The organism is Pseudarthrobacter sp. CC12, assembly GCF_039907755.1.
Taxonomy (GTDB): domain Bacteria; phylum Actinomycetota; class Actinomycetes; order Actinomycetales; family Micrococcaceae; genus Arthrobacter; species Arthrobacter niigatensis.
On the sequence record NZ_JARDJH010000010.1, the window covers coordinates 16,663 to 39,882 of the forward strand.

The following is a 23,220-nucleotide window of genomic DNA, read 5'->3' on the forward strand; positions in this document are numbered from 1 at the left end:
TTAGTTGACATAATCGCAATTATCGGCTCTTTAAAAGGGCAGGGGGAGTGGCTGCAAATGGAGCTATTCCCGGCATCGGATATGACGATTCCCCTGCCCCTCGGACTTACAACTGCCCAGCCGGCGCCCAGTTCACTGCGGGGTGATGAGTGATCCACGGTATGCAGCGCGAAGTCTCATAGAACTGAACATCATCAGCCTCGAAGGTGTGTGGCTGAGGTACTGGGGTCAGGGCGGGAGCGCCGGTGCCCTCGACTTTGACGCATTCCTCTACGAGATCCAGGAACCTCCGCAACTCGAACTTGCTGTTCTCGCCTGGGCTATGGACGACCTGGAAGCAGACTCCCCACATGACGCTACCCGCACCCTTCGGTCGTGCTGCTGTTAGATACCTGCTTCTCCACGGCCTGCTGGTCGGAGCAGCATGTCGCCTTCGCCGGTCAAATGTGCCCACGATCTGTGGCACATTCTCGTTCGCGTCCCAGGCCCGGACCAGCGCAGGCAGGTACAGGTACTGCAGATTTCGTTACGACAGACCTTCACGTCGGGAAGGGAAACCGGATCGGCGGCAAGCTGGCCGCTGACTCCCGGCTTGTCCGCGAGCGGTAATGTGCTTGCCGATGACCAGTAAAGCTTGTCGCCCAAGGTATCGATGGATTCGCTGCGGCTGACCTCGCTTAACGGCGATCACGGTCTTGAGCTTGCGAAGCTCCGAGCGTTAATCACCACTTTGTTTTGCGGCTATTTGAAGTTCGTATCTACGGAATCTTCAGGCGACACACTGTTGACGCTCCGCTCGGAGCCATCCCTTACTTTTTTGGAGATACCCTGATGCGTCGCACTTCCTTTGTGCTTACCTCTTCGGCGGCCCTTGCCGCCGTCGTGGCGGCCGTCACCTTCACCGCTCCGGCGGGTCCTGCCTCGGCGGCCCCGGAGGGGAACAACGGCCGGACCAAGAACGTGATCTATCTGCTCGGTGACGGCATGGGCCGGACCCACGTTACCGCCGCCCGGGAACGCTTCTACGGCGCCGAGGGCAAACTGGCCATGGAGACTCTCCCGGCCCAGGGCTACGTCAGTACCTATTCTGTGGAGAAGAAGTCCGGTCAGCCGGGCGAAGCGGACTTCAAGCCCAACCTCGTCACCGACTCCGCGTCCGCTGCCACGGCTTGGGCTTCAGGGGTGAAGACCTACAATGCAGCGCTGGGCGTGGATGCCAAGGGCGCCGTGGTGCCGACCGCTATGGAACTGGCCAAGCAAGCCGGTTACCGCACCGGTAATGTGTCCACCGCAGAGATCACGGACGCGACGCCAGCGGCCCAGATGAGCCACGTCCTGGCCCGCGGCTGTCAGGGTCCGGTCTATTCTGCCTCGGCGTGCCAGGACACGGCCGTGACCGGCGATGTGCTGCCCACGAGTGATGTCAGGGTCACCCCTGTCGCTGACCAGATTGCCCGCAACGGCACCGCCGACGTCATCTTCGGCGGCGGGCTGGGACGCTTTGACGCCGCTGACGAAACCGCCCTGAAGGAACAGGGCTATTCGGTCCTGGGATCGGCGGCAAGCCAGATTCCTGCCACCCGCACCGACCTGAACGCAGCCTCCGGGGACAAGGTATTCGGCCTGTTCAACAAGGGCAACCTCACTGTGGAAAAGGCCAAGAAGGACAATCCTTCCGCCCCCCAGGCGCAGGAGCCTTCCCTGCCGGAAATGACCAAAAAGGCCATTGAACTGCTGGAGAGCAAAAAGGGCGCGAACGGCAACGGTTTCTATCTGCAGGTTGAAGGGGCCCTGATCGACAAGCGTTCCCACGCCAATGACGCCGGCCAGGCGCTCGAGGAGGTCAAGGCCTTTGATGATGCCGTGGCCGCCGCCCTGGACTTCGCTAAAAAGGACGGCAACACACTCGTAATCGTGACCGCCGACCACGAAACTGCCGGCATGAACATCATCGAGAAAGGTTCCTTCACCAACGCTGAAGCGGCAGCACCTCCTGCCAACGTCGACAGCGGGAACACCGCCAATAACTCCACCCCCTCACGGCCCGGCGGAAACACCAAAGACCCTGCGCGCTCCACCGGCATCATCAACGGAACCGGCGCAGCCGATCCGCGCAACTTCGGTCCGGCCACCTTCCGCACCCCCAATGACCCGGCCGACGTCAAGGACGGTTCCAAGGAGGCCAGCCTGTGGCTGAGCTACCTCTCTGGCAACCACACTGGCGCGGACGTTCCCGTTTATGCCTACGGTTCAGGCTCTGAGAAGCTTCAGGGCAGTGTAGACAACACAGACCTGTTCGACGTTGTCGGCGGCGCCCTGCGCGTCCTCCGCTGACCTATTATGACTCTGGGGCCCGGGGATCAAAGGATGCCCGGGCCCCGGCCGCACTGAAGGAACAGCATGACCCGCAAACCACAACTTCTCCTGCTCGCCGGTCTGCTCGCTGCGGCCCTGGCCGTGGTTGCCGCTGTCGTTCTGCAGAACCCTGCGGGACCCACCCAGGTTTCCGCGGCTGAAAGCGTTCCGATGGCCGCCGCCGCAAAGACATCCTTCCCTGGACTTGCGGCCGCCACCGAAGATGAACCGGATTTGGCTGGTCTCCACACCACTGCCCCGATCAAAGGCCGGACCGTCCAGGTCGCCGGGCCGTTTGATGACAGATTCGTCTTGAAAGACCTGGCCTTCGACGGATCAGCAGCTATGGGTACGGTCACGGTAACCAATGACGTCAGCGATCTTCTTGAGATGCAGGTGCTGGCAGGGTTCTACGACGAAAAAGGCGCCCTCCTCGTCACGGACCGGATTATCCGTGACATGGGCAGCGAAGGTCAGATCCATCCCGGGTCCGCGGAGGAACGTGAAGAGTTCATCATCCGCGTACCTCCGGAATTTCAAGGCAAAGCAGTGTCCGCCGCTGTCGGAGTTCCCGTCCTGGTGAACGAATAGCCCTTCAAGGTAATGGGTGGAGTGGTGGGAAGCGCCGAAAGTATTGAAGTGCAGCCACGATTCTGTCCCTTGTCCTGTCAGCCCGTCCGTTCGTATGGGCCATAAACATTCTCCAAACCACAGACCACAGACCACAGACCGCTCCGGTTGCAGGAATGGATGACGCCGCAGTGCGGTCGACAGGGCTAAAGGGCAGGTTTACTGTTCGCCGCCGTCGTGGGGACGGCGGTCAGTCGTTTATAGGCGTGGCTTCGGCGCCGTGTGTTGGGCTGCCGTCGAGATGCGTAATGGCTGGCGATTTCCGGGGGTCTTTGTTCTCGGGTGTTGCCTGTTTCGTCGCCGCAGCCACCGTTCTGTGGTGGTCATTGCCTGGGTGGCGGCGGCCCAGTAAAGGATGCCTGCCGCCAGGGAAGCGAGGACCGCCAGTGCCTTGTACTCCGGATCAACAAGCGGGTACACCAGCCAGTGGGTGACGTAAATGTATAGCGAGGCGCTGGCCAGCAGGGCCGTGAGTCGGTGCAGCCCGCGCGGGACGGCCAGGGTGGGCAGCCAGAGCAGGATGAGGAAGCCCACCAGGATGGTTGTACTCCGGTACTGATCCTCGAACGATTGGGGGATGGTGAGCAGGGCGATGGCGGTCACGGCTGCCCGCTGCCATTGTGTCCGTGACGCGGCGGCGGCCCAGCCGAGCCCGAACAGCCACAGGACTGGCCCCTGCCCCGGATACCGGCTGTCCACAAGGTCGAAGAGCATCGGCAGGTCAATGACTACTAATGCCAGGGGGAACGCCCATGGCCACCGGCGCTGGGCGCGGGCAACGGCTGGTATCGCCAGCAGGGCGGCGATGACCAGCAGGATCTGGACCAGGATCTCGATGAACCAGAACCTTGAATAGTCGGTCCATCCTGGCGGGCCCAGCAGGTTGTTCAGCAGGAAGACGTTGGCCCAGGTGTAGGTATCGGTTACGGCAAAGGCGAAGCCGATGACCGCAACGCTGGGCACGACGATCCGGGCAATGCTGCGCAGTTGCCGCCGGAGCCGGGAACGGCGGGTACCGCTTAGCTGGAAGCGCGCAAAGTTATAGCCTGCGACGGCGATGAGTACGTGGGCGGTCCCTTCCCAGTGGAAGAAACCGATGTGCGTGGAGACGATAAAGATGATGGCAATAGCGCGAAGCACAATTCCGGTTTCCATGGGGGCAAGCAACCGCCGATGCCAGCTCCGGGAAGTTCGTGCAGCTCCCCCCGTCCGCTGGTCTGAGTGCTCATCCGTATCTACGGCCGACGTGTTTGGTGCGTTATGGGCGGCAGGCACAAGATCACAGACCGGGATCAGGTGCCAGCCCTGCGGGATGTATCCGAGGGCACGCTCCAGCCGGACGGAGGCTGCCACGTAGGACAGCGAGTCACCGCCCAGGGAAACAAAGGTGTCCGAGTCGGCGATGTTTTCCTGTTCGAGGACCTCCGCGAAGATCCTTCGCGCGTCGGTCGGGTGTCCTGCCGATTCCGGGGCAGCACCGCCGGTGCCGTCATTGTCATCATTCCTGGACGCCAGGGCCAGGACCGCGGAGTAGTCCGGTTTGCCGTTGGCGAGGCGCGGTATGGACTCCACGCCATGAAGCTGGACTGCTGAACGGGGCAGGCCCAAATCCTGGGCAAGTGTCTTGGCCACCAGGGCAAGATCTTGGCTGGCCTCCACAACGGCGACCACCGCCTGGTCCGAGCCGGCTGCCGCGGAGGTCAGGCCAAGATCGGCCAGCAGCCGTTCCACTTGGCCCAGGTCCACCCGCAGGCCAACGATTTTGACGAAGCGGGTCCGTCGGCCAACGATTTCGTAGAGGCCATTGGTGCCGCAACGGGCCAGGTCGCCCGTGTGAAGCTCTGTGGTGACACGTCCTAAGGCCAGGTCTTCCGGCCGTTCGGCGTACCCCAGCATGACGTTGGGGCCTGAAAAAACGAGTTCGGAAGCTTCCAGGTCGGGGACGGGCTCCAGCCGGAAGGAGCCGCCGGGCACGGCCAAGCCGATGGATTGCGGGTACTCGGCTGCCAGGTCAGGGGGCAGGTAGGCCATGCGGGCCGTGGCCTCGGTCTGGCCATACATGACAAAGAGGTCCCAGCCCTGCCGTCGGCCCATGTGTGCGTAGGAACGCACTCGGTCTGGATCGAGTCGCCCGCCGGCCTGGGTGATGTAGCGCAGGCTGGGCAGATCCATGTCCTCAAAGCCCACCCGTTCAAGGAGCTCGAACGTGTAGGGTACGGCGGCGAAGGATGTGACGTTTTCGGCTCTGGCCAGTTCCCAGAAACACGGGTCCACCACTGAGAGGTCGGTCAGCGCGAGGGACGCGCCCACCAGCAGGTGGCTGTTCACTACGCTCATCCCGTAGCAGTAGGACAGGGGAAGGGTGGTGGCCGCAGTATCAGTGGGGCGCAGGTGCAGGTAATCGGCTATGGCTGAGGCATTTGCCTGCAAGGACTCTGCGGACAGGCGCACAAGTTTGGGTGATCCAGTGGATCCGGAGGTACTCAGCAGCAGCGCCAGCTCCGGGTGCAGTTCATGGTGCGTTTCGTCCCGACGCACATCCAGGACCACCTCACCCCGGCACGCGCGGACCACAGTATCGGGATCGTACACGGCAACGAGTGTCTCGGCTGCCGTCCCGCCGCCTGCGGGCAGGATTAGCAATGGGTTGCCGGAGGACAGGGCCGCCAGGTAGGCCACCAGGGACGGCAGGGAATTCTCAGCCTCAAGGGCAATGAGCCGGCGGCCTGGCCCGAAGGCCCGGCCCATATCCTCCACACGGCGCGCAAGTTCCCCGTAGCTCACGGATTGGTCTTTGGTCGTGATGGCGGGACGGTCTCCGAAGCCGGCCAGTTTGGCGGCGAACGAGACTCCTGCCAGTTCCGGCTGTACAGTCACGCCTGAACTGTAAAGGATAGCCTTACCTAACTCAAATGGAGTTGGGCTGAGCTCGCGCTTCCCCGTGGTGTCCCGATGACCCCGGCGTCCTTAGGTATGCCGCACTTAGCAAAGGCAACATTAAGTCGGTCCCACACCGACAGCATCCCACTGCCAGCCCCGGAGAGGACCAGCCCGCGGTTAAGGAATTCACTTCGCGGGCGCAGGGCCGATTGTGCTGATGGCAAGGAAGAGGACTGCACATCCCGCGGTTACGCTGGACGGGTGCTCCAACGTTTCCCGCGCCCCATCCCGGACCGGCCACCGCTGCTACAGCGCCTGTCGTTTATCAGCTATCCAGCCGCGTCAGGATATTTGAAGGATTCCAACTCCCGGCGGTTGCGGCCATGACCTACCGGTTCCTCCTGACGAGGCGCTGGCTGGGTTTTCTGATCCTTGCCGCTGTAGTTGCGGCCGCCTGTGCCGGACTCAGCAAATGGCAGATGGATCGCCGCAATCAGGCGGTGACTGAGATCCGGCGCGTCCAGCAAAACTACGAAAAATCCCCTGTGCCGTTCGAGCAGGTGAAGCAGTATTTCTCCGTTGCTGACCCGGACATGAAATGGACAACAGTGTCGCTGGCTGGTCACTATCTGGTGCAGGACCAACGGCTTGTCAGGAACAGGCCAAACAATTCCGCGCCCGGTTATGAGGTTCTTGTTCCCTTTCGGCTCCGCTCCGGCGAGACCGTGGTCGTGAACCGGGGGTGGCTGCCAATTGGCAACGTGAAGCCGGGGTACCCGGATGCTGTCCCGTCCCCACCAGCGGGAAACGTTGAGGTGGTGGTCCGGATCAAACCGTCCGAACAGACGCTGGATGGCAGGACCGCGCCCGAGGGCCAGTTGCCAAGCATCGCCCTGCCCGACTATGCCCGGCAGCTGGAGTACCCGCTGTTGACCGGAAGCTATGGACTGATGGCCTCCGAATCGCCCGCTCCGGACGTAGCGCCTGAACAGCTCGCCATGCCCGCTGTTCAGGAAGGATCGAATCTGTCCTACGCGATGCAGTGGCTGACCTTTGGAATACTTGCCTTCGTGGGTTTCGGATACACGGCCCGGCAGCAGGCCCGTATCGCCCGGGAGGAACGCGAAGACCAGGCGCAGGGTGACCCGCAGGACCCGGCCCCGAAAATTCGACTCGAAGAAAAGGCCCGCAAGCGCAACACATCGGACGACGAAGAGGACGCCCTGCTGGACCGGATGGGTCTCTGAAGGATTCCACGCGTGATGCCAGGGCGGGCCGAACCGAGACTTTTACATTGATACATTCCTAAATGTACTCTGGGGTTATGGAAACGCTCACGAACGCTCCGGTTCTGGCACGGTTTGGGTATGCGGTCTCGGATCCGACCAGGGCCAAGGTTTTGCTGGCCTTGGCTGAGGGGCCCGGGTACCCGTCCGAACTCGCCGAATCCCTCGGTGTTTCGCGGCAGAGCATGTCTAATCACCTGACCTGCCTGCGTGGCTGCGGTCTGGTGGTGGCCGTTCCGGATGGCCGGCGGACCCGGTATGAGCTTACTGACGCCCGGCTGGGGCACGCGATCAGGGATCTGCTGGGTGTGGTGCTGGCCGTTGATCCGGCCTGCTGCGCCGCTGACGGGACGTGCGTGGCATGAGCGGGGCCCTCCTGCTCACTGCGGATACGGGACGCCGTGCAGTATTGAGCCGCCGGATCCGTTTTTTCGCGGCCGCGACCATCACGTATAACGTCATCGAAGCCGTCATCGCGCTTTGGGCCGGCAATCTGGCGGACTCCTCTGCGCTCATCGGCTTTGGTCTGGATTCGGTGATCGAGGTGGCATCGGCGGTTGCTCTGTCCTGGCAGTTCTCCGCACAGGACCCGGCACGGCGTGAACACGTGACGCTGCGGATCATCGCGGTGTCCTTTTTCGCCCTGGCCCTGTTCGTTACCGTGGATTCGGTCCGTTCCCTGGCCGGCGGCGGTCAGGCGCAGCACTCCACGGCGGGCATCGTGATCGCCGCGCTGTCCCTGGCGATCATGCCGGTCCTGTCCTGGCTTCAGCGCCGCGCGGGCCGGGAATTGGGTTCCCGCACGGCTGTCGCTGATTCCAAACAGACCCTGTTGTGCACGTATCTTTCGGCTGTTCTGCTGGTGGGCTTGGTGTTGAACAGCACCTTGGGCTGGTGGTGGGCAGATGCAGGGGCGGCCTTGGTCATCGCTGCGATCGCCGTCCGGGAAGGCATCAACGCCTGGAAGGGCGATGTCTGCTGTGCGGTCCCGCACGCCACCGCGGAGCACGGCGAGGCGGCGGAGGACGCCTGCTGCGCACCTGCCGCACCGGACAAGGGCTCCGAAGATGGCGCCACCTCCGCCCTCCCCCACCCCGCCAGTTCTGCCGCCCCTGCAGCGGGACCATGCTGCGAGGGCTGCGGAACGGCGGCTGCACCGCAACCTGAACCCCGCAGCCTTTCCCTGCCGCTGGCACGCCGGGGAGAGTAAGGCATGTCCTACGAAGTGCGCACCATACCTGGCTGCCCCAACTCCGGACCCGCAGTGGAGCTCTTCAAGAACGTACTGCACGCTGAGGGACTTGACCCCGAACTGCTGACAGTTCGTGAGATCAGCTCCGAATCCGAGGCCGCCGCTGTGCTGTTCCGCGGCTCCCCGTCATTCCTGGCCGGAGGGAAGGACCTGTTTCCTTCCACAGCGGACGCCGGATTAAGCTGCCGGCTCTATCCTGCCGATACCGGTCTTTCCGGGCTGCCCTCCGCTGAATCCCTGCGGGCCGCGGTGCGCGGCACTGCCGCCTCGAGCACGTGAGTGTACTGGACTCTGAGCACTCCACTGCCGCCAGATCTGTCCTGGTCCTTTCTGCCGCGGCCCTGGCGGTGACCGATCTCTCGGTCAAGGCCGCCCTGGTGCAGACCCTCGGCCACGACAGCCACGACACGGATTTCGGATTGTTTACTGTGCGGGTGGCCTACGACACCGGCGCCGGTTTCGGTCCCCTGTCCTGGCTTCCCCCGGGGGCACTGGTGCTGGGTGCTGTGGCGCTTGTTGCTGTGCTGGCCGCGCTCCTGGTCCGGGCCGCCCCGCGGTTGAGGAAACCTGCGCTGTTAGGGGCGGCGCTCCTGCTCGGTGGTGCCCTGGGGAATCTTGTGGACCTGCTGGATGGGGACGGGGTTGTGGATTACCTGCATACCGGGTGGTTGCCGAGTTCGAATCTTGCCGGGGTTTTCGTGGTGACCGGGGCAGGGCTGCTGGTTCTGGGAACGGTACGCGGCGCGGTAAGGGAAGGGCAGTAAGTGGACATCGGAGAATTTTTTGCTTCAAGCGTGACGTCCGGTGCGCTGGTGCTGGCACTGCCGCTCGCAGCGGTCGCGGGCCTGGTTTCGTTCCTCTCGCCGTGTATTCTTCCGCTGGTCCCGGGGTATCTGGGGTTCGTCTCCGGGCTGACCGATCCCGGCCAGCCCGGGAACCGGCGCCGTGTCCTGACCGGGGTGGCCTTGTTCATTCTCGGCTTCGGGGCGGTATTTACCCTCTACGGTGCAGCCTTCGGTGCCATCGGCTCATGGCTGGTGCGGTGGCAGGATCCACTGATGCGGGTCCTGGGCGTCGTCGTCATCCTGATGGGGCTGGTCCTGCTGGGCGGTTTCTCCTGGCTGCAGCAGACCAGGAAATTCCGTGCTCCGGGCAGGAAAGGCCTGGCCGGAGCCCCGGTGCTGGGCGTGGTGTTTGGGCTCGGCTGGACCCCGTGCATGGGTCCGACCCTCAGTGCAGTGCTCAGCCTGAGCGTCACGGCCGCCAGCGCCTGGCGCGGTGCGCTGCTGGCGTTCGTCTATTGTCTGGGCCTGGGGATCCCTTTTGTGCTGGTCGCTTTCGGCCTGAACTGGGTTTCCCGGGTCCTGGCGGTTGTCAGGGCCCATATCCGTGCGGTCAACATCGCCGGGGCGGCGATGTTGATCATCCTTGGTGTTCTGATGGTCTCCGGGCTGTGGGTGAAGTGGATTTATCAGCTGCAGAACCTGGCAGGGACCTTCCTCATGCCCGTCTAAGTATTTGGCCAGTGACCTGTCAGCCGACATTGAGGACAGCCCTGCGGCTGCTTGTCAGCCCTGGATACCGCCGGTGCAGACGGCTCCCGGCTCAGGCGTCTGCGGGCCCTGGCGGTACTTCTTAATGAACGGAGCAAGGCGTTCATCGCTGCTGGTCTGCAAGGCCAGCTGCTTGCCCCATGCCGTGGCCACGATGGGAGCCTCCTGGTCGGGGACGGGACTGAGCAGGAGATACGGCTGCCCGTCGGCGGCAGCGGTCAGTTCGGCAATCTGGTCCGCAGCCAGGTCGGGACGGTAGGTGAGCCACACGGCGCCGTGCTCCAGGGAATGCACCGCCTGGGTCTGCTGCACGGGGGCGGTGTAGATCCCGCAGTTGGTCCAGACCGGGGCGTGGTCCCCTCCGGTGGCAGGGGCCCTGGGGTAGCTGACCGGTTCCCTCGTATGGTTCCTGGACTGGTCCGGGAAGTCCTGCTCACCCTCTATCGGCCGGGAAGCCGCCGCGCTGGCTTCCTCGCGCTGGCGTACTTCGCCGACGACGACAAACGACACCGAACCAATGATCGCGGCGACGACGACCGCCGCCGCACCGTAGAGCAGCCAGGCTTTACGGCGCGCCGTGGCCCGCTGTTTTGCCTGCAGGGCCTTCAGGATCGCCTGTCGTTCCTCGCGGGAGGGCCGGGGCTGGGGCATCAGGTGGGCTCGCTTTCGTCGCTGGTGCGGCCGGAATGGGCTGCGGATGGTCAAAGTCGGGCGCGCAGATCCTGCAAAGCCAGTATTTCAGCGCTTTGCGCTTCCATCAGGCCGGCGGCGAAGTCGCGGACGCGGGCGGTCTCGGCGAGATTCACGGCAGCAGTGGCCATCGCCACCCCGCCCTGGTGGTGGCGGATCATCAGATCAGTGAAAAGCCGGTCCGCCTCTGTCCCGGAAGCGGCCCGGAGGGCCTGCATCTGTTCCGGGGTTGCCATGCCCTCCATCTCTGTCTGCGGTGCCGCGGCAGCAGAGGCGTCATGGGATGCCCCGTGCTGCCCCGTCCCGGCCTGCATCCAGGCCATGGGCGCCGCGGTGCCTGCCTGGGACAGGCCCCATCCCTGCAGCCAGGCGAACATCTGACCCTTCTGGTGCTGCTGGGTGGTCGCGATGTCATAGGCGACCGCGCGGATTTCTTCGTTGGTGGACGTATCCCTGATGATCAGGGCCATCTCCACGGCCTGGGCGTGGTGGACCTGCATGTCACGGGCAAATCCGGCATCCGGTCCATCATCTGAGATCTGCTGCGGCGCGCCGGACAGCCGGCCGATGGCGAAGAAAGCCAGCGCGGTGAGGATGAGAACGGTGACGAAGACGGCCCACAGCAGGCCGCGGCGCTGAACCGGCCGTGGTGCGCGGCCTGCCGCGCCCGCGCCAAGGTTCGTCCCGGTCACAGCCAGCCCTGCGGATCAACGGTCTGGCCGTTGAAGAGCACCTCAAAATGCAGGTGGCAGCCGGTGGAGTTGCCCGTCGTTCCGGCAGCGGCCAGCCGCTGCCCGGCGGCGACGGGTGCGCCGACGCTCGTCTCGATCGAGGCCAGGTGGTTGTAGGTGCTTTTCAGGCCGTTGCCGTGGTCGACCACGATCCGGTTTCCCCCGCCGTACACGGACCATCCTGCCTCGACCACCGTTCCGGCTCCAGCCGCGAACACCGCTGTCTGGCAGGACGCCACCAGGTCAAGGCCGGTGTGAAGCTCCCCGGATCCCCCGGTTATCGGACTGGTGCGGAAACCGAACGGCGACGCTACGGACATGCTCGCCAACGGTGCGGCGAGCCCCGACAAAGCCGCAGGGCCGGCGGGAACAGCTGCCGCGGGGACCAGCTGCGCCGAAGCCCCGGCAGACCCGGCCGCCGGGGACTCGGGTACGGCCGGGGCCGGGACAGTGGCCACCGGGGACCGGTCGAAGGAGATGCTGGCGCCCGGCGAAGCCTGCGCCGGAACCTCGATTGCGGCCACCTGTTCCACGCCTGCCGCAGCGGGCCGGTCAGCGCCCGTGCCGGCATTGGCCGCAGTGATCGCTGCGCCGACCAGCATTGCTGCGGTGATGGTGGCCGCTGCCGGAAGGTTGCGTCGAAGGACGGCGAAGTCCCGGCTGGTAGGCCTACGCCGGCTGTGCCGGGGAGCGGCAGAATCGACGCGCCAGGCATCGGCTCGCACCGGGCTACGGTGCCGGCCGCGGGCAGGGGAAGACGGCATGGGGTCCTTTCAGCGCCTGCGAAGTTAGCTGTCGGGTTCGGGCCAAGGATCAAGCCCGGCCGGGGACTCGAACCGCTCGATGCAGTCTTCAGCTCCGGCTTCACCCCAAGGCAGCGCAGCTGCCGGAAGATGGGTTCTCCGCCCCCGCCTGTGAAGCTCGTCGTGTTCGAGGCCCGGGCGGGGTTGGGCGTGCGGCCTCGAAGGCACTGATACACAAATGCCTGTATCAACATTACAGGCAGGTCCTGGAATCGTTATAACCCTGTGATTTACCTGATAGTCGCCTGCAGCCGCCCGCCGCTCCCTTTTCTACGCGGGATAGAATCAACGACTGTGGATCTGTTCAAGCGTGCAGGAGATGACAAGTGCCCGCCCCGGCGGGCTGTTCTGGGGCTCGGTGCTGCGGCGCTGGCCCTGTCCGGTTGCGGGGCGCAGGAGGATTCGCTCGCCGCGCAGTCCCGCGCAGGGGATGACAAGAACTACATCGCAGGTGATGGTTCAGTCAACGAGTACCGTCCCGACGCGCGCGGTTCGAAAGTTTCCCTGACCGGGACGCTGTTCAGCGGGGAAACCATCTCCTCGGACGACTGGGCGGGCAACGTGGTGGTCCTGAATTTCTGGTACGCGGGCTGTGCTCCCTGCCGGAAGGAAGCGCCGGACCTGGTCGCGCTGAACAATGAATTCCGGGACCAGGGAGTGCTGTTCTATGGTGTGAACGTCCGGGACGATGCGCCGACTGCGGCTGCCTTTGAACGCACGTTCGGGGTGGGTTATCCAAGTTTTGATGACAGCAACGGCGGGATCCTGCTGGCCATGACGACGTATGTGCCGCCGCGCGCCGTTCCCACGACCCTTGTCCTGGACCGGGAGGGCCGGGTCAGCGCGAGGATCCTCGGGATCTCCGAGAAAGGGACCCTGAAGGCGCTCATCGTATCGGCGCTTGCCGGACAGTAAGGGAAGTGTTCGGAAGGTAACGACGCGGCAGGCCGGGCCGGTTCAGCGGTGCCGTTCGGGCCGGTTGGCCAGCTGCTGCAGGTACTGGTTGTAGGCATCCATGTCCGCATCGCCGCCGGCGCTGGCTACTGCCCGTTCTGACCGGGCCCACCCGCTGGCTTCGTCCCGCTGCCACCGGACCAGGATGAACATCAGCAGCAGTACCCCCGGCAGCTCCCCGTAGGACCATGCCAGCCCGCCGGCAACTCCCTGGTCCTGCATTGGATTGATATTCCAGCTTTCGGGCGGGACGGCAAAGAATTCGACCATCGGATCGGTAGCCATCATGATGACCACCCCAAAAAAGGCATGCAGTGGCATTTCCGCGAAAATATCGATCAACCGCCCAAAATGGGTCTGCCGGGTGGGCAATGGGTCGGCCGAGATCAGCGGCACGGTGAAGAGGATCCCGGCGAGCAGGAACAGCAACTCCAGCCCGACGTGCCCGTACCAGCTGGGCAGCAGCAGATCGGCGAGCCCAGAGAAGTACACGCCGTAAAAGCTCAGCAGGAACAGGGGGACCATGAACCCCGGGTGGATGGCCAGGCGTCCCCATCTGGAGCGCAGGCCCCAGATCGCGGCCTGAAGCACCGGCCGGCCCAGCCGGTTGTGTGGTGTCGTGCGCAGCAGCAGGGTGCCGGGTGAGCCGACAACCAGCAGCGGCGGAACGGCCATCATCAGCGTCAGTTGCTGGAACATGAAAATGGAGAACATCCGCAGCCCGTAGCCTTCGATCCCGGCGCCCATGACCACGACGATGGCGGCGCAGCCGGTCAGGAACGAGATGGTGCGTATCGGCGACCAGGCCCGGCCCCGGCGCCAGAGAGTGATGGCCCCGCCCAGGTAGAGGACGGCAGCGGCCAGCGCCAGTGCCGGGATGAGCGGAACGGGCTGCAGGTTCGGGGCCAGATACTCGCCCAATGACGGGGGTAGGGTCGGCAGCCAGACCGGGCCGTCGATACGGTAATCACCGTTCATGCCCGAACCCCCCTGCGCACTTCCCCCGCCGCATCGGTGTCAGCTGCTGGCTGCTGACTGCAGACGGTCCTGGCCCGTGTGCCCGACGTGGGTCAGGCCAAGATCCAGGAGTAAACGGACGTGCGAATCGGCCAGCGAGTAGTAGGCCATCCGGCCCGAACGCCGGACCGTGACGACCTTGGGCCCGCGCAGCAGGCGCAGGGCGTGCGAAACACCGGATTCGCTCAGACCCGTTGTCGCGGCCAGGTCGCAGACACACATCTCCCCCTCGAGCAGGGCGATGAGGATCCGTACGCGTCCGGGATCGGCCAGGAGACCGAAAATCACGGCAAGATCGGCGACGTCGGACTCCTGCGGCATCCTGTCCCGGACGGAGCGGACCCGGTCGGCGTCCACCAGCCGGACGGCACAGTCGCTGCCGCGGGCTGCCGCTGCGGGCATCGGAGAGGTGGTCATTCATCAAGATTACCTTCGACTGCTAATGCTTCACATTCGCTTCAGGACCGGGCCTGGCCACTGACGCAGGATCAGAAACCAGCCGAATTATCGTCTGAACAACCTTACAGATAATCTGGTTTGGTGCCGGTCCTGACGGCATGTGCCCCGGTGTCCTGCCGTGCGGCAGGTCTACTGCGAAGGATTTCTTGTGGCTGTGAAGCTTCCAACCGGGCGGCCGGCAGCAGTGCCAAGGCCTTGGTGGTTGGCCATTGCCGGACTTCTCGCCATCGCTGCGGTCCTTGTCGCGACCGCGTATGGCAGGGGGACGTTGCCGGCTGAAACCCGGGACCCGGGGTCCCTGGTCCGGTGGGGCTTTGGCATAGTTCAGACGGTCCATAACATCTCTGCGGCGGCCACCATCGGGGCGCTGGTTTTCGCGGCCTTCATTGTTCCGCCGTCCATGTCACGGACGCGGAAAAACAAGCAGGCCGGCAGCAGCTCCGGGACTCCAGCCCCGGAGCATCCTGCATTTGGGCGCATCATGAACCTGGCCTGTGCGGCGAGCATTCTGTGGATGCTGTCGGCCGTGGCGGTCATCGTGTTCAGCTTCGCCGATATCGCCGGGGTACCGATCTCCGGCAGCCGGCAATTCGCCTCGCAGCTGGCGTCCTACATTACAGAGCTCCCGACCGGGACGGCCTGGCTGTGGGTGGTGATCATCTCCGCGACGGTGGCGACGGCGACCTTCGGCCTCCGCTCCCCGGCCGGGCTGGCCGCGACCGCCGTGCTGGCTATGGGCGGGTTGGTGCCGATGATCCTGATCGGCCACGCCGCCGGGGGCAGCGATCATGAACAGGCCATCAACTCACTGGGCCTGCACCTTGTTGGCGTCTGCCTCTGGTTCGGCGGGCTGGTCGCCCTGACGGCAGCGGGCACCGCGCTGGGCAGCGACACCGCCGCCGTCGTGAAACGGTTTTCAACCCTCGCCGGGTTCGCCTTCATCCTCGTTGTGGCCTCCGGGGTGATCAACGCGGCCATCCGCATCGATTCCCCCGCCGGCCTCGCCTCACCATATGGGGTGCTGCTGATGGGGAAAACGGCCGGTGCCATCGTCCTGGGCGGCCTCGGGCTCCTGCACCGCAGGCGTCTCATTCCGGCTCTGTCAGCCGCCGCAGGAGCGACGCGGGCCACTGGGCTGTTCTGGCGGCTGATCGTTGTTGAGGTGCTTATCATGGGAGCGGTCAGCGGACTGGCCGCCGCACTGAGCCGCACTCCCCCTCCTCTGGGCGAGGACATCGAACCGGCTCTGACGCCGGCACAAATCCTCACGGGCTACCTGCTGCCGCCGGAACTGACCCCCGAACGCTGGTTCACGGTCTGGCGCCCGGACTGGCTCTGGATTGCTGTGGCACTGGTGGCCGCGTACCTGTACCTTCGGGCCGCCCGGCTGCTGAAGCGGCGAGGGGACAGGTGGCCCTGGCCCCGGGGCCTGATGTGGCTGACGGGCCTGGCTGCCCTGGTCTTCTTCACCTCCGGCGGCCCCTCGGTCTACGGGCGGGTCCTGTTCAGTGCCCACATGCTCGACCACATGGCGCTGACCATGATCGTTCCGGTGTTCCTCATTCTCGGTGCCCCCGTCACCCTGGCCCTGCGGACCCTGGCTCCCCGGCATGACGGGACACGCGGACCGCGGGAATGGATCATGATCCTGGTGCACTCCCGGCCGGCCGCCGTTGTGACACATCCGCTTTTTGTCGCCGCGAACTTCGCCGGCTCGATCGTGCTGTTCTACTACTCCGACGCCTTCGGGTTTGCCCTGCGTGAACATGCCGGCCATGAACTGATGACCGTCCACTTCGTCATCACCGGCTACCTGTTCGTCCTGTCCATGATCGGCACCGATCCAGTGCCCCGCCGGGCGCCGTATCCGCTGCGGCTGCTGCTGCTGCTGGCCACAATGGCTTTCCACGCATTTTTCGGCGTCGCCCTGATGGGCGCCACCACCCTCCTGCAGCCGGAATGGTTTACCGGGCTGGGCCGGGACTGGGGTCTTTCCCCGCTGGCTGACCAGCAGATGGCCGGGGCCATCACCTGGGGAATCGGTGAGGTGCCGACCCTGTTGATCGCGATCGGAGTCGCCGTCATGTGGTCCCGCTCCGATGCCCGGGAAACCCGCAGGACCGACCGGGCAGCGGACAGAAACCATGATGCCGACCTGGAGGCCTACAACGCCATGCTCGCCCAACTGGGCGAACGCACCCACCCGGGCCCCGGCGGCAGCGGCGGGCCGCGCCGGTGACGACGGAAATTCCGCCGATCCCGGCCGCACCCGGTGCAGACGTTCATGAATTCGAACACCAGGATGAACCGGCCGGTCCGGTCCAACCCCTGGGCCTGTCTGCGGGGCCACGGTCCGGTCAGTCCAGCCGGAAGAGCGGGCTCGCCCCGAACTCTCCGGCCCCCGCCCCGCGCCTGCCCCCGATGATCCGCAGCGTAGATCCGCCCGGTACCTGCAAAGAATCCGGCTGCGGCCAGGACAAGAAGCCCCTCACCCCTGCCCCGCCAACCACTGTGAAGGATCCCTCATGAGCGGACATGACCACGACCACGCTGCGGCAGGTGCCGGCCACCGCGGAAAACTCATCATCGTTTTCGCTGTTACGTTCAGCGTCATGGCCGCGGAAATCATCGGTGCCGTGCTGACCGGAAGCCTCGCGCTGCTGGCCGATGCCGGGCACATGTTCACCGACTCCACCGGTCTGCTGATCGCGCTGATCGCAGCCTCGCTGGCCCTGAAACCGCCGACGCTGAAACGCACCTGGGGTTACAAGCGCGCCGAAATCATCGCAGCGGCCTTCCAGGCTGCCCTTCTGCTGGGCGTTGGCGCGTTCGTGATTATCGAGGGCATCCGCAGGTTTTTCGAACCGCCGGAAATCGCCGGACCGACAATGCTGTGGTTCGGCGTCATCGGTCTGGCCGGCAATGCCATCGGGCTGATTGTTTTGGCATCAGGCCGGAATCATAACTTCAACATGAAGGCCGCCTTCCTTGAAGTCCTCAACGATGCTCTGGGATCCGTGGCCGTCATCGTTGCGGCGATCATCATCGCCCTGACCGGCTGGGTGCAAGCCGATGCCGTGGTGTCCCTGCTCATCGGGGTCCTGATCATCCCCCGCACACTGAGACTGCTCCGCGACACGGTGAATGTGCTGATGGAAAACGCGCCCGCCGGGCTGGATCTGGGCCAGGTCCGGGAGCACATCCTCGCCCTTCCCCACGTCATAGACGTCCACGACCTGCACGCGTCCCTCGTCGGTTCCGGAACCCCGGTACTCTCGGCCCACGTCACCGTCGAAGACGGCTGCCTGACCGACGGGCACGCCTCCACCATCCTGGCTGACCTGCAGCGCTGCGTCGCCGAACATTTCGACGTCAGCGTCGAACACTCCACCTTCCAGATTGAAGCAGCAGCCCACCGCGACCAGGAAAGCATTCATCACTGATGTCACAACGAAAAGCCACTTCTGCCGCCCCGGCAGACCCTGCCAAACGCGCCAGAACCGTCATCTGGATCCTGCTCGGAGTCATCCTGGCCGCAGGAGCCATCTGGTACGCCGTGTTTACGCTCAACAAACCCGCGCCGGTGGCCGTCCAGCCCGTAGCCGATGCCCAGCTCGTCCGCGAGAACAGCCACCGGGTCACCGCTCCGGCAACCGAGAAGGCCCAACTGGTAGAGTTTTTGGACTTCGAGTGCGAAGCCTGCAAGGCTGCTGAACCCGTCGTGGCCGAGCTGAAGGCAGAATTCGGTGACCGGATCACGGTCGTCCACCGTTACTTTCCCCTCTCGGCCCACCGAAATTCCGGGCAGGCGGCGCTGGCCGTCGAAGCCGCAGCCCAGCAGGGAAAATACGAACAGATGGCCGCGAAAATGTTCGAGACCCAGCCGCAGTGGGGTGAAAAGCAGGACTCCCAGGCACCCCTGTTCCGCACTTTCGCCGAAGAACTCGGACTGGACCTGACCGCCTACGACGCCGCTGTGGCCAACGAAGCCACTAAAGACCGGATCCGTCAGGACATCGCGGACGGTAAGGCGCTGGGCGTGACCGGGACGCCGACGTTCTTCCTCAACGGTGAAAAATTGACGCCGAACACGATGGAGGAATTCCGCCAGAAACTGGCGGACGCCGCCCAGTAGCGGTTGCCCGCCGCCTCCAGCAGAGTCCCGCAAGACCCAGCCCCACAGGAAGGACCGGGATGAGAGTTCAGCGCGCGCCGTTCCGGTTGCTGCGGACCGCCGCCCTGGCAGGATCAACCCTGTCACTGGCCGCGGCGGCGCACGTCTCCGCCGGCGGCCTCCTGCCCCCGGCACCGGTACTGGCGGCCTGCATGTCCCTGCTGGTCCTGGCCGTCATCATCCTGACCAGATGGAAGCTGAAGGCGCCGGTTCTTGGTATGGTCCTGGCCGGCGGTCAGGGCCTGCTGCACTCAGTGATGTCCGCGTTCCCTCCGACAGCTGCCGTCGGCCCTGCCCTCCCGCCTGTCGCGCCGGGGACACACCACCACCCCCTGATTGGCTCCGGGGCGCTGCTGCCCGCAGGGCAGGACATGCATCCGCAGCTGGTGTGGGACCTGGGACCTGCCATGGTCACCGCCCACCTCGGCGCGACGGTGCTGACCGCGCTGCTGCTGGCCAAAGGCGAATCAGCCCTCTGGGCGCTGGCAACCTGGCTCCGACCCGTACTTTTCCTCGCGCCGGTCCCCTTCGTTCCGGTCCTGGCACCGCTGGTTCCGGCCCCGCCCCGGGCCCCGGTTCTGCGCCCGGTAATACTCCACACTCATTCCCGGCGCGGGCCCCCCGCTACCGCCTGAAGCCCTTTTCGCAGGCCTGCAGCCACGGCCGCGCCTGCCACCCTGCAAGCACGTTTCAGCGGAAACGTCGTGCACCCAAAATCATTCCCAAAGGAAACCAACCATGAAACCGCGCCCCAGAATTAGTACCCGCCTGCGCCTCGCAGCCGTCGCAGCTCTGCTGCTGCCCGCCGCCGCGGTGGCCTCCCCTGCCGTCGCCCATGACGCCCTGTCCTCCACGGTTCCGACCAGGGACGCAGTCGTTGCCACCGCGCCCGAAACAGTGTCACTGACCCTCACCGAGCCTCCCACGGATTCAGCGTCCCTGAACCTGAGTGTCATCACCGTCACCGACGGCGCCGGGAACACCGTCAGCGACGGCACCGTAAGCGTCGACGGGGCGACCTTGTCAACCAAAATCGCCCCAGGGACCCCGGGCAGCTACAAGGTGCTTTGGCGAGCCGTGTCCTCGGACGGGCACCCCATCGAAGGCAATTACGCCTTCACCGTCCAAGCGCCCGCGACCGCCGCATCGTCCCAGCCGTCGGCATCCGCAAGCCCGTCAGTTGCCGCCTCCTCGCTGGCCCCGCAAAACACCGCCAACGCCATGCCGCCGACGGCTCCGAGGCCCAACGACGATAACGCGCCGCTGGCCGTGGGAATCGCCTTCGGGATCCTGGCAGCGGCGCTGGCCGTGACCTGGTGGCTGCGCCGCAGAAACGCCGGACAACGCTCCTGACCTACGTTTTTCCGGTGTTCCCGTCGCACGGGAACACCGGAAAGCACCCATGAACGGCCTAGGACCGGACAGACGCCCCCGCTTCCCGGGCTTTCCGGCGATTCGCCAGCATCCTCAGCAGCGCAGCGGTCAGGGCTGCGACCGCCATGACCGCAACGGACACCGCCCCGGCAGTAAAGAGTCCCTGCGTGAAAACCGGCAACGGGGCAGACGCGTCAGCGGCGACCATGATCGTGATGTAGTACGCCGCCGTAGCGGCCAGCCACAGGCCACCAGCCGCGGCGACAGCCAACGACCAGCGCCAAAACCAGCGTTCACCGGGCCCGTGGGACAACGCAACAGCCAGCAGGACAATTCCCGCGACGGCCAACAGTTGAGCAGGCAGCAAAAATGGTCCGGCAACGAGGCCGATCGGAACGCAGATGCCGCCAACCATCAACAAACGCCGGCAACCAAGCGGCATACCCGATGCCCGGGACTTCGCGGCCGGCCGATGAGGACCCTCAGCCATCGTATTTTCAGCGGTCATACGGTTCCTTGAATCATCGTCAGGGCTGGCCCGGGCGCGGGACAGCATCCGTGGGGCGCTATGAAGCCCCTAACGACTGTACAGGAATGGATGAATGGACTTGCGCGTCCGCCAGGTCCCGGCTGGTCAGCCCTAGCGTCAATGCCATGGCTGGTATCAGGACTATGACTGTGTTGAATCGTACCGCCGCTGCCCGTGGCATTGAAGCTGATTTGGATGGAAACGGAGGGCGGCCCCCGCTACCTCGCCGGCCCGGCCAAGACCTGGAAAGCGGCAAGGTTCCGCCTAGCGGTGCGGGCTGCCGGCCGGCCCAATCAATTTCTCCCAGGCGCTCGGTACGCTGCTGGCACAACCGCCGCCTGGGCTACGGCGTCATCTCGCCGGGCAAGAGGGTCGCGATCCCCTGAGGGAAGGATAACGGCCGGGTGACATGCTGGAACAAATTGGCGAACCACTAGACCGGGCCCCGGAAGTTTCGCTAGGTTGTGTGCTTGCTGGCTTGCGGCTCACCGGCGACGGCAAGGTTCGTATCCGCTCCGCCCGGGCTGTCCTGCCCTGGCAGACGGATCTGCGCCTGGTAGCGCACGCGGCGGATCCGCCGGGTCATGGACACCATGAGCATCACGACGGCTATGACCATAAACGCCGTCATCAGAAACCCGAGAAATCCCGGTGACACCTGATCGGGACTCAAACCGGGCCTCAGCCCGTCAGTTCCGGGACCGGGAGTAGGCATCGTGCTTAGGGCGTGAAGGCCAGCCGCAACGAAAGCGTTCTGCACTGGGTCATCCTTTTCTTGAAGAATTCCGAAGGCGTTTCTGGACCTGATGTCCGCGGATGACAACCCCTGCAGCGTGAAGCAGCAGTCCCGCGCCTATGACAGCCAGCGATGCAAACGACAGGGCCTCATTTTTGGCGGTCTGGCCAAAAATGTTAATCGCGATTCCCAGCGCAATCAGGGCCATGGCACTGAAAACAACCGCTTTGTACGATGCAGGTGCGGTGGCCCAAAACTCGTTTAGCACCCATCCAGCATATGCGGAAAGCCCTGCCCACCTTTTCACGTGCCGCACACGCATGGGATTGGCGCCCGCAGTACTTCTCGCCGCGATCGCCGGAACTCCTCTGGAGAGCTCAACAGCCAAGGCGCGTATCCGCGGAAACGAGCGAGCCTGCGGCTGTACGGTTGCACCTCAGCACCACAGGCTCCGGCGGGACTTCCGGCGTCTCCGGTCCCTTGGTTTGAGGGTGCAGAGGTTCCGAGGCACCGGACCGGAGTAAGAGGCAGGGCACTCCACCCTCGACAGAGGGTCCAGCGTGCGAGGGCATGCTGAAGGCCGGTGATTCATTGCCCCCAAGGCATTGAATCACCGGCCTTCAGTGGTTTTATTTGCCTGCGCGCACGAAGGTCACGGCGCCTTTGGAGGTCATCCAGGTCAGGGGGTGGACCGCTGTTTCGTTCTTGCCGTTCAGGCCGGAGCTGAGGACTTGGCCGTTGCCGACGTAGATTCCTACGTGGCCGGGCTGCATGACCATGTCGCCGGGCTGCGGGTCGGTGACGACGGTGCCGTAGTTCATGAACTGCATCGGCCCGAGGTCGCCGACGGGGATGCCGGCAGCGTTGAGGGCGTTTTCGACCAGCCGTGTGCAGTCCTGGATCATGCCGATCTGGGCGTAGGCGGAGGACAGCATGATGCCGTTGATCCCGCCCGCGGCCGGCGCGGGCGCCGGCGCGGCAGGGGTGACGGTGACCTGGGCCTTGGCGGGCGCAGCGGCTGCCTTCACAGTCGCAGCGCCCACGGGGACCGCGGCTTTGGGCGCTTCGGCGGCGACTGGCTTGGGTGCTTCCACGACGGGTGCAGGCGTGGTTTCCACTGCGGGACGCTCGAAGGTGATCTGGATCGTGGCGTCGGCGGTCAGCGGGGTCTGGGCCTGGCCTGCGACTTCGAGGGTGGATGCCGGCTCGGCGTCGCGCTGGGCCGGGGCGTCTGCTGCCTGGGCGGCGGTGATGCCGCCAGTCAGGACGAGGCCGGAGGCTGCTGCGAGGACGGCTGCCTGACGGCCTGCGGTGCCGGCGTTTGCGGTGACGGATTTGGACAGCACGGCGATGGCGCTGGTCTGGACGGAGACCGCGCGGTGGCGGCCGTGAGTTTTGCGCATGGGCATGAAAGGGCCTCTCCCACTGCCTGCGAGGTTAGCTGTCGGATTCGGATGGGAGGCACCCGGCCGTGATGGTGCACGAAAGGCACCAGGCACGGCTTCACCCCAAGGCCTGCTCGAAGCGGGCCAACTCTGGGTTCCCCGTCTCTGCCGGACGAATTTTACGAACGGATCCCTGGCAGCGGCAGAGTTAGGCAAGTCTGCTCGGGAGTGCCGCATTCGGAGAAACCGGCACGGTTCAGACCCTACGTCACACAAGCCTCATTTGTCACATTTGCATAACGCCCTGACTGGCACCCACCTGCTTGATACCCGGGGTATTTCCGGGATGTCGTCAGTGACCTGGTCAGACCCGCCGGTGCCTGCACCGCCTTCCGCAGCCGTTCAATCCCAG

General features: G+C 64.9%; 25 protein-coding genes and 2 riboswitches. Of the genes, 15 read left to right on the top strand and 10 right to left on the bottom strand.

What is annotated here, in order from left to right; translation table 11 throughout:
• Positions 1 to 145: 145 nt before the first annotated feature.
• From PV772_RS09545 to PV772_RS09555, 3 genes are all read left to right on the top strand, one after another.
• A complete protein-coding gene (locus tag PV772_RS09545) occupies positions 146 to 388 on the top strand; it encodes a hypothetical protein (RefSeq protein ID WP_347885971.1) in 243 nt (80 codons plus the stop codon).
• Positions 389 to 831: 443 nt separating this feature from the next.
• A complete protein-coding gene (locus PV772_RS09550; protein ID WP_306971274.1) occupies positions 832 to 2,334 on the top strand; it encodes an alkaline phosphatase in 1,503 nt (500 codons plus the stop codon).
• A gap of 66 nt (positions 2,335 to 2,400) precedes the next feature.
• Positions 2,401 to 2,946: a hypothetical protein gene (locus PV772_RS09555; RefSeq protein WP_306971273.1), complete on the top strand. Its 546-nt coding sequence runs from the start codon at positions 2,401 to 2,403 to the stop codon at positions 2,944 to 2,946.
• Between the two features lie 237 nt (positions 2,947 to 3,183).
• On the opposite strand, the gene PV772_RS09560 is transcribed toward PV772_RS09555, so the two are convergent.
• The gene (locus tag PV772_RS09560; RefSeq protein WP_347885972.1) at positions 3,184 to 5,862 is read right to left on the bottom strand and encodes an AMP-binding protein; all 2,679 of its coding nucleotides are present in this window, start codon (positions 5,860 to 5,862) and stop codon (positions 3,184 to 3,186) included.
• A gap of 386 nt (positions 5,863 to 6,248) precedes the next feature.
• On the opposite strand from PV772_RS09560, the gene PV772_RS09565 reads away from it, so the two are divergent.
• The 6 genes from PV772_RS09565 to PV772_RS09590 all read left to right on the top strand — a co-directional run bounded on the left by PV772_RS09565 (position 6,249) and on the right by PV772_RS09590 (position 9,917).
• Positions 6,249 to 7,112, top strand: a complete 864-nt coding sequence (locus PV772_RS09565; RefSeq protein ID WP_347885973.1) for an SURF1 family protein — start codon at positions 6,249 to 6,251, stop codon at positions 7,110 to 7,112.
• Positions 7,113 to 7,189: 77 nt separating this feature from the next.
• On the top strand, positions 7,190 to 7,516 hold the full coding sequence (locus PV772_RS09570; RefSeq protein WP_236803153.1) for a winged helix-turn-helix domain-containing protein: 327 nt from the start codon (positions 7,190 to 7,192) through the stop codon (positions 7,514 to 7,516).
• Entirely contained in the window at positions 7,513 to 8,361 is an 849-nt protein-coding gene (locus PV772_RS09575; protein ID WP_347885974.1) for a cation transporter, read from the top strand. The genes PV772_RS09570 and PV772_RS09575 overlap by 4 nt, the downstream gene beginning before the upstream one ends.
• Before the next feature lie 3 nt (positions 8,362 to 8,364).
• Positions 8,365 to 8,682 (top strand): hypothetical protein, encoded by a 318-nt coding sequence (locus PV772_RS09580; RefSeq protein WP_347885975.1) that lies wholly within the window; start codon positions 8,365 to 8,367, stop codon positions 8,680 to 8,682.
• Positions 8,679 to 9,167: a signal peptidase II gene (locus PV772_RS09585; RefSeq protein WP_347885976.1), complete on the top strand. Its 489-nt coding sequence runs from the start codon at positions 8,679 to 8,681 to the stop codon at positions 9,165 to 9,167. Before PV772_RS09580 ends, PV772_RS09585 begins: the two co-directional genes overlap by 4 nt.
• Positions 9,168 to 9,917 carry a cytochrome c biogenesis protein CcdA gene (locus PV772_RS09590; RefSeq protein WP_236803149.1) on the top strand — a complete coding sequence of 250 codons (750 nt, stop codon included), beginning with the start codon at positions 9,168 to 9,170 and terminating at the stop codon, positions 9,915 to 9,917.
• 54 nt (positions 9,918 to 9,971) lie between these two features.
• Here the strand turns inward: PV772_RS09590 and PV772_RS09595 are convergent, their stop codons facing one another.
• The 3 genes from PV772_RS09595 to PV772_RS09605 are packed head-to-tail and all read right to left on the bottom strand — an operon-like array spanning position 9,972 to position 12,141.
• The gene (locus tag PV772_RS09595; RefSeq protein WP_347885977.1) at positions 9,972 to 10,607 is read right to left on the bottom strand and encodes a DUF3105 domain-containing protein; all 636 of its coding nucleotides are present in this window, start codon (positions 10,605 to 10,607) and stop codon (positions 9,972 to 9,974) included.
• Positions 10,608 to 10,657: 50 nt separating this feature from the next.
• A complete protein-coding gene (locus PV772_RS09600) occupies positions 10,658 to 11,338 on the bottom strand; it encodes a DUF305 domain-containing protein (protein WP_347885978.1) in 681 nt (226 codons plus the stop codon).
• Positions 11,335 to 12,141 (bottom strand): M23 family metallopeptidase, encoded by an 807-nt coding sequence (locus tag PV772_RS09605; protein WP_347885979.1) that lies wholly within the window; start codon positions 12,139 to 12,141, stop codon positions 11,335 to 11,337. The genes PV772_RS09600 and PV772_RS09605 overlap by 4 nt, the downstream gene beginning before the upstream one ends.
• 1 nt (position 12,142) lies before the next feature.
• A riboswitch (cyclic di-AMP (ydaO/yuaA leader) is annotated at positions 12,143 to 12,314 on the bottom strand.
• 160 nt (positions 12,315 to 12,474) lie between these two features.
• Between PV772_RS09605 and PV772_RS09610 the strand changes: the two genes are divergently transcribed.
• Entirely contained in the window at positions 12,475 to 13,095 is a 621-nt protein-coding gene (locus PV772_RS09610) for a TlpA disulfide reductase family protein (RefSeq protein ID WP_347885980.1), read from the top strand.
• Between the two features lie 42 nt (positions 13,096 to 13,137).
• On the opposite strand, the gene PV772_RS09615 is transcribed toward PV772_RS09610, so the two are convergent.
• Both PV772_RS09615 and PV772_RS09620 read right to left on the bottom strand, forming a co-directional pair.
• Positions 13,138 to 14,112 carry a cytochrome c oxidase assembly protein gene (locus tag PV772_RS09615; RefSeq protein ID WP_347885981.1) on the bottom strand — a complete coding sequence of 325 codons (975 nt, stop codon included), beginning with the start codon at positions 14,110 to 14,112 and terminating at the stop codon, positions 13,138 to 13,140.
• Between the two features lie 39 nt (positions 14,113 to 14,151).
• Positions 14,152 to 14,568 carry a metalloregulator ArsR/SmtB family transcription factor gene (locus tag PV772_RS09620; protein ID WP_272910895.1) on the bottom strand — a complete coding sequence of 139 codons (417 nt, stop codon included), beginning with the start codon at positions 14,566 to 14,568 and terminating at the stop codon, positions 14,152 to 14,154.
• Positions 14,569 to 14,758: 190 nt separating this feature from the next.
• Between PV772_RS09620 and PV772_RS09625 the strand changes: the two genes are divergently transcribed.
• The 5 genes from PV772_RS09625 to PV772_RS09645 all read left to right on the top strand — a co-directional run bounded on the left by PV772_RS09625 (position 14,759) and on the right by PV772_RS09645 (position 20,137).
• Positions 14,759 to 16,849, top strand: a complete 2,091-nt coding sequence (locus PV772_RS09625; protein WP_347885982.1) for a cytochrome c oxidase assembly protein — start codon at positions 14,759 to 14,761, stop codon at positions 16,847 to 16,849.
• Positions 16,850 to 17,135: 286 nt separating this feature from the next.
• Positions 17,136 to 18,053: a cation diffusion facilitator family transporter gene (locus PV772_RS09630; RefSeq protein ID WP_236803142.1), complete on the top strand. Its 918-nt coding sequence runs from the start codon at positions 17,136 to 17,138 to the stop codon at positions 18,051 to 18,053.
• Entirely contained in the window at positions 18,053 to 18,745 is a 693-nt protein-coding gene (locus tag PV772_RS09635; RefSeq protein WP_347885983.1) for a thioredoxin domain-containing protein, read from the top strand. The genes PV772_RS09630 and PV772_RS09635 overlap by 1 nt, the downstream gene beginning before the upstream one ends.
• A 59-nt stretch (positions 18,746 to 18,804) precedes the next feature.
• The gene (locus PV772_RS09640) at positions 18,805 to 19,419 is read left to right on the top strand and encodes a hypothetical protein (RefSeq protein ID WP_347885984.1); all 615 of its coding nucleotides are present in this window, start codon (positions 18,805 to 18,807) and stop codon (positions 19,417 to 19,419) included.
• Positions 19,420 to 19,522: 103 nt separating this feature from the next.
• Positions 19,523 to 20,137, top strand: coding sequence for a copper resistance CopC family protein (locus tag PV772_RS09645; RefSeq protein WP_347885985.1), 615 nt, complete (start codon positions 19,523 to 19,525; stop codon positions 20,135 to 20,137).
• 58 nt (positions 20,138 to 20,195) lie between these two features.
• On the opposite strand, the gene PV772_RS09650 is transcribed toward PV772_RS09645, so the two are convergent.
• The 4 genes from PV772_RS09650 to PV772_RS09665 form a co-directional block, all read right to left on the bottom strand.
• Positions 20,196 to 20,507, bottom strand: coding sequence for a hypothetical protein (locus PV772_RS09650; protein WP_347885986.1), 312 nt, complete (start codon positions 20,505 to 20,507; stop codon positions 20,196 to 20,198).
• Positions 20,508 to 21,144: 637 nt separating this feature from the next.
• Entirely contained in the window at positions 21,145 to 21,318 is a 174-nt protein-coding gene (locus PV772_RS09655) for a hypothetical protein (RefSeq protein ID WP_347885987.1), read from the bottom strand.
• 133 nt (positions 21,319 to 21,451) lie between these two features.
• Positions 21,452 to 21,691, bottom strand: coding sequence for a DUF3188 domain-containing protein (locus tag PV772_RS09660; RefSeq protein ID WP_236803137.1), 240 nt, complete (start codon positions 21,689 to 21,691; stop codon positions 21,452 to 21,454).
• A gap of 361 nt (positions 21,692 to 22,052) precedes the next feature.
• Positions 22,053 to 22,832, bottom strand: a complete 780-nt coding sequence (locus PV772_RS09665) for an NlpC/P60 family protein (protein WP_347885988.1) — start codon at positions 22,830 to 22,832, stop codon at positions 22,053 to 22,055.
• Positions 22,833 to 22,835: 3 nt separating this feature from the next.
• Positions 22,836 to 23,033: riboswitch (cyclic di-AMP (ydaO/yuaA leader) on the bottom strand.
• Positions 23,034 to 23,220: the final 187 nt, after the last annotated feature.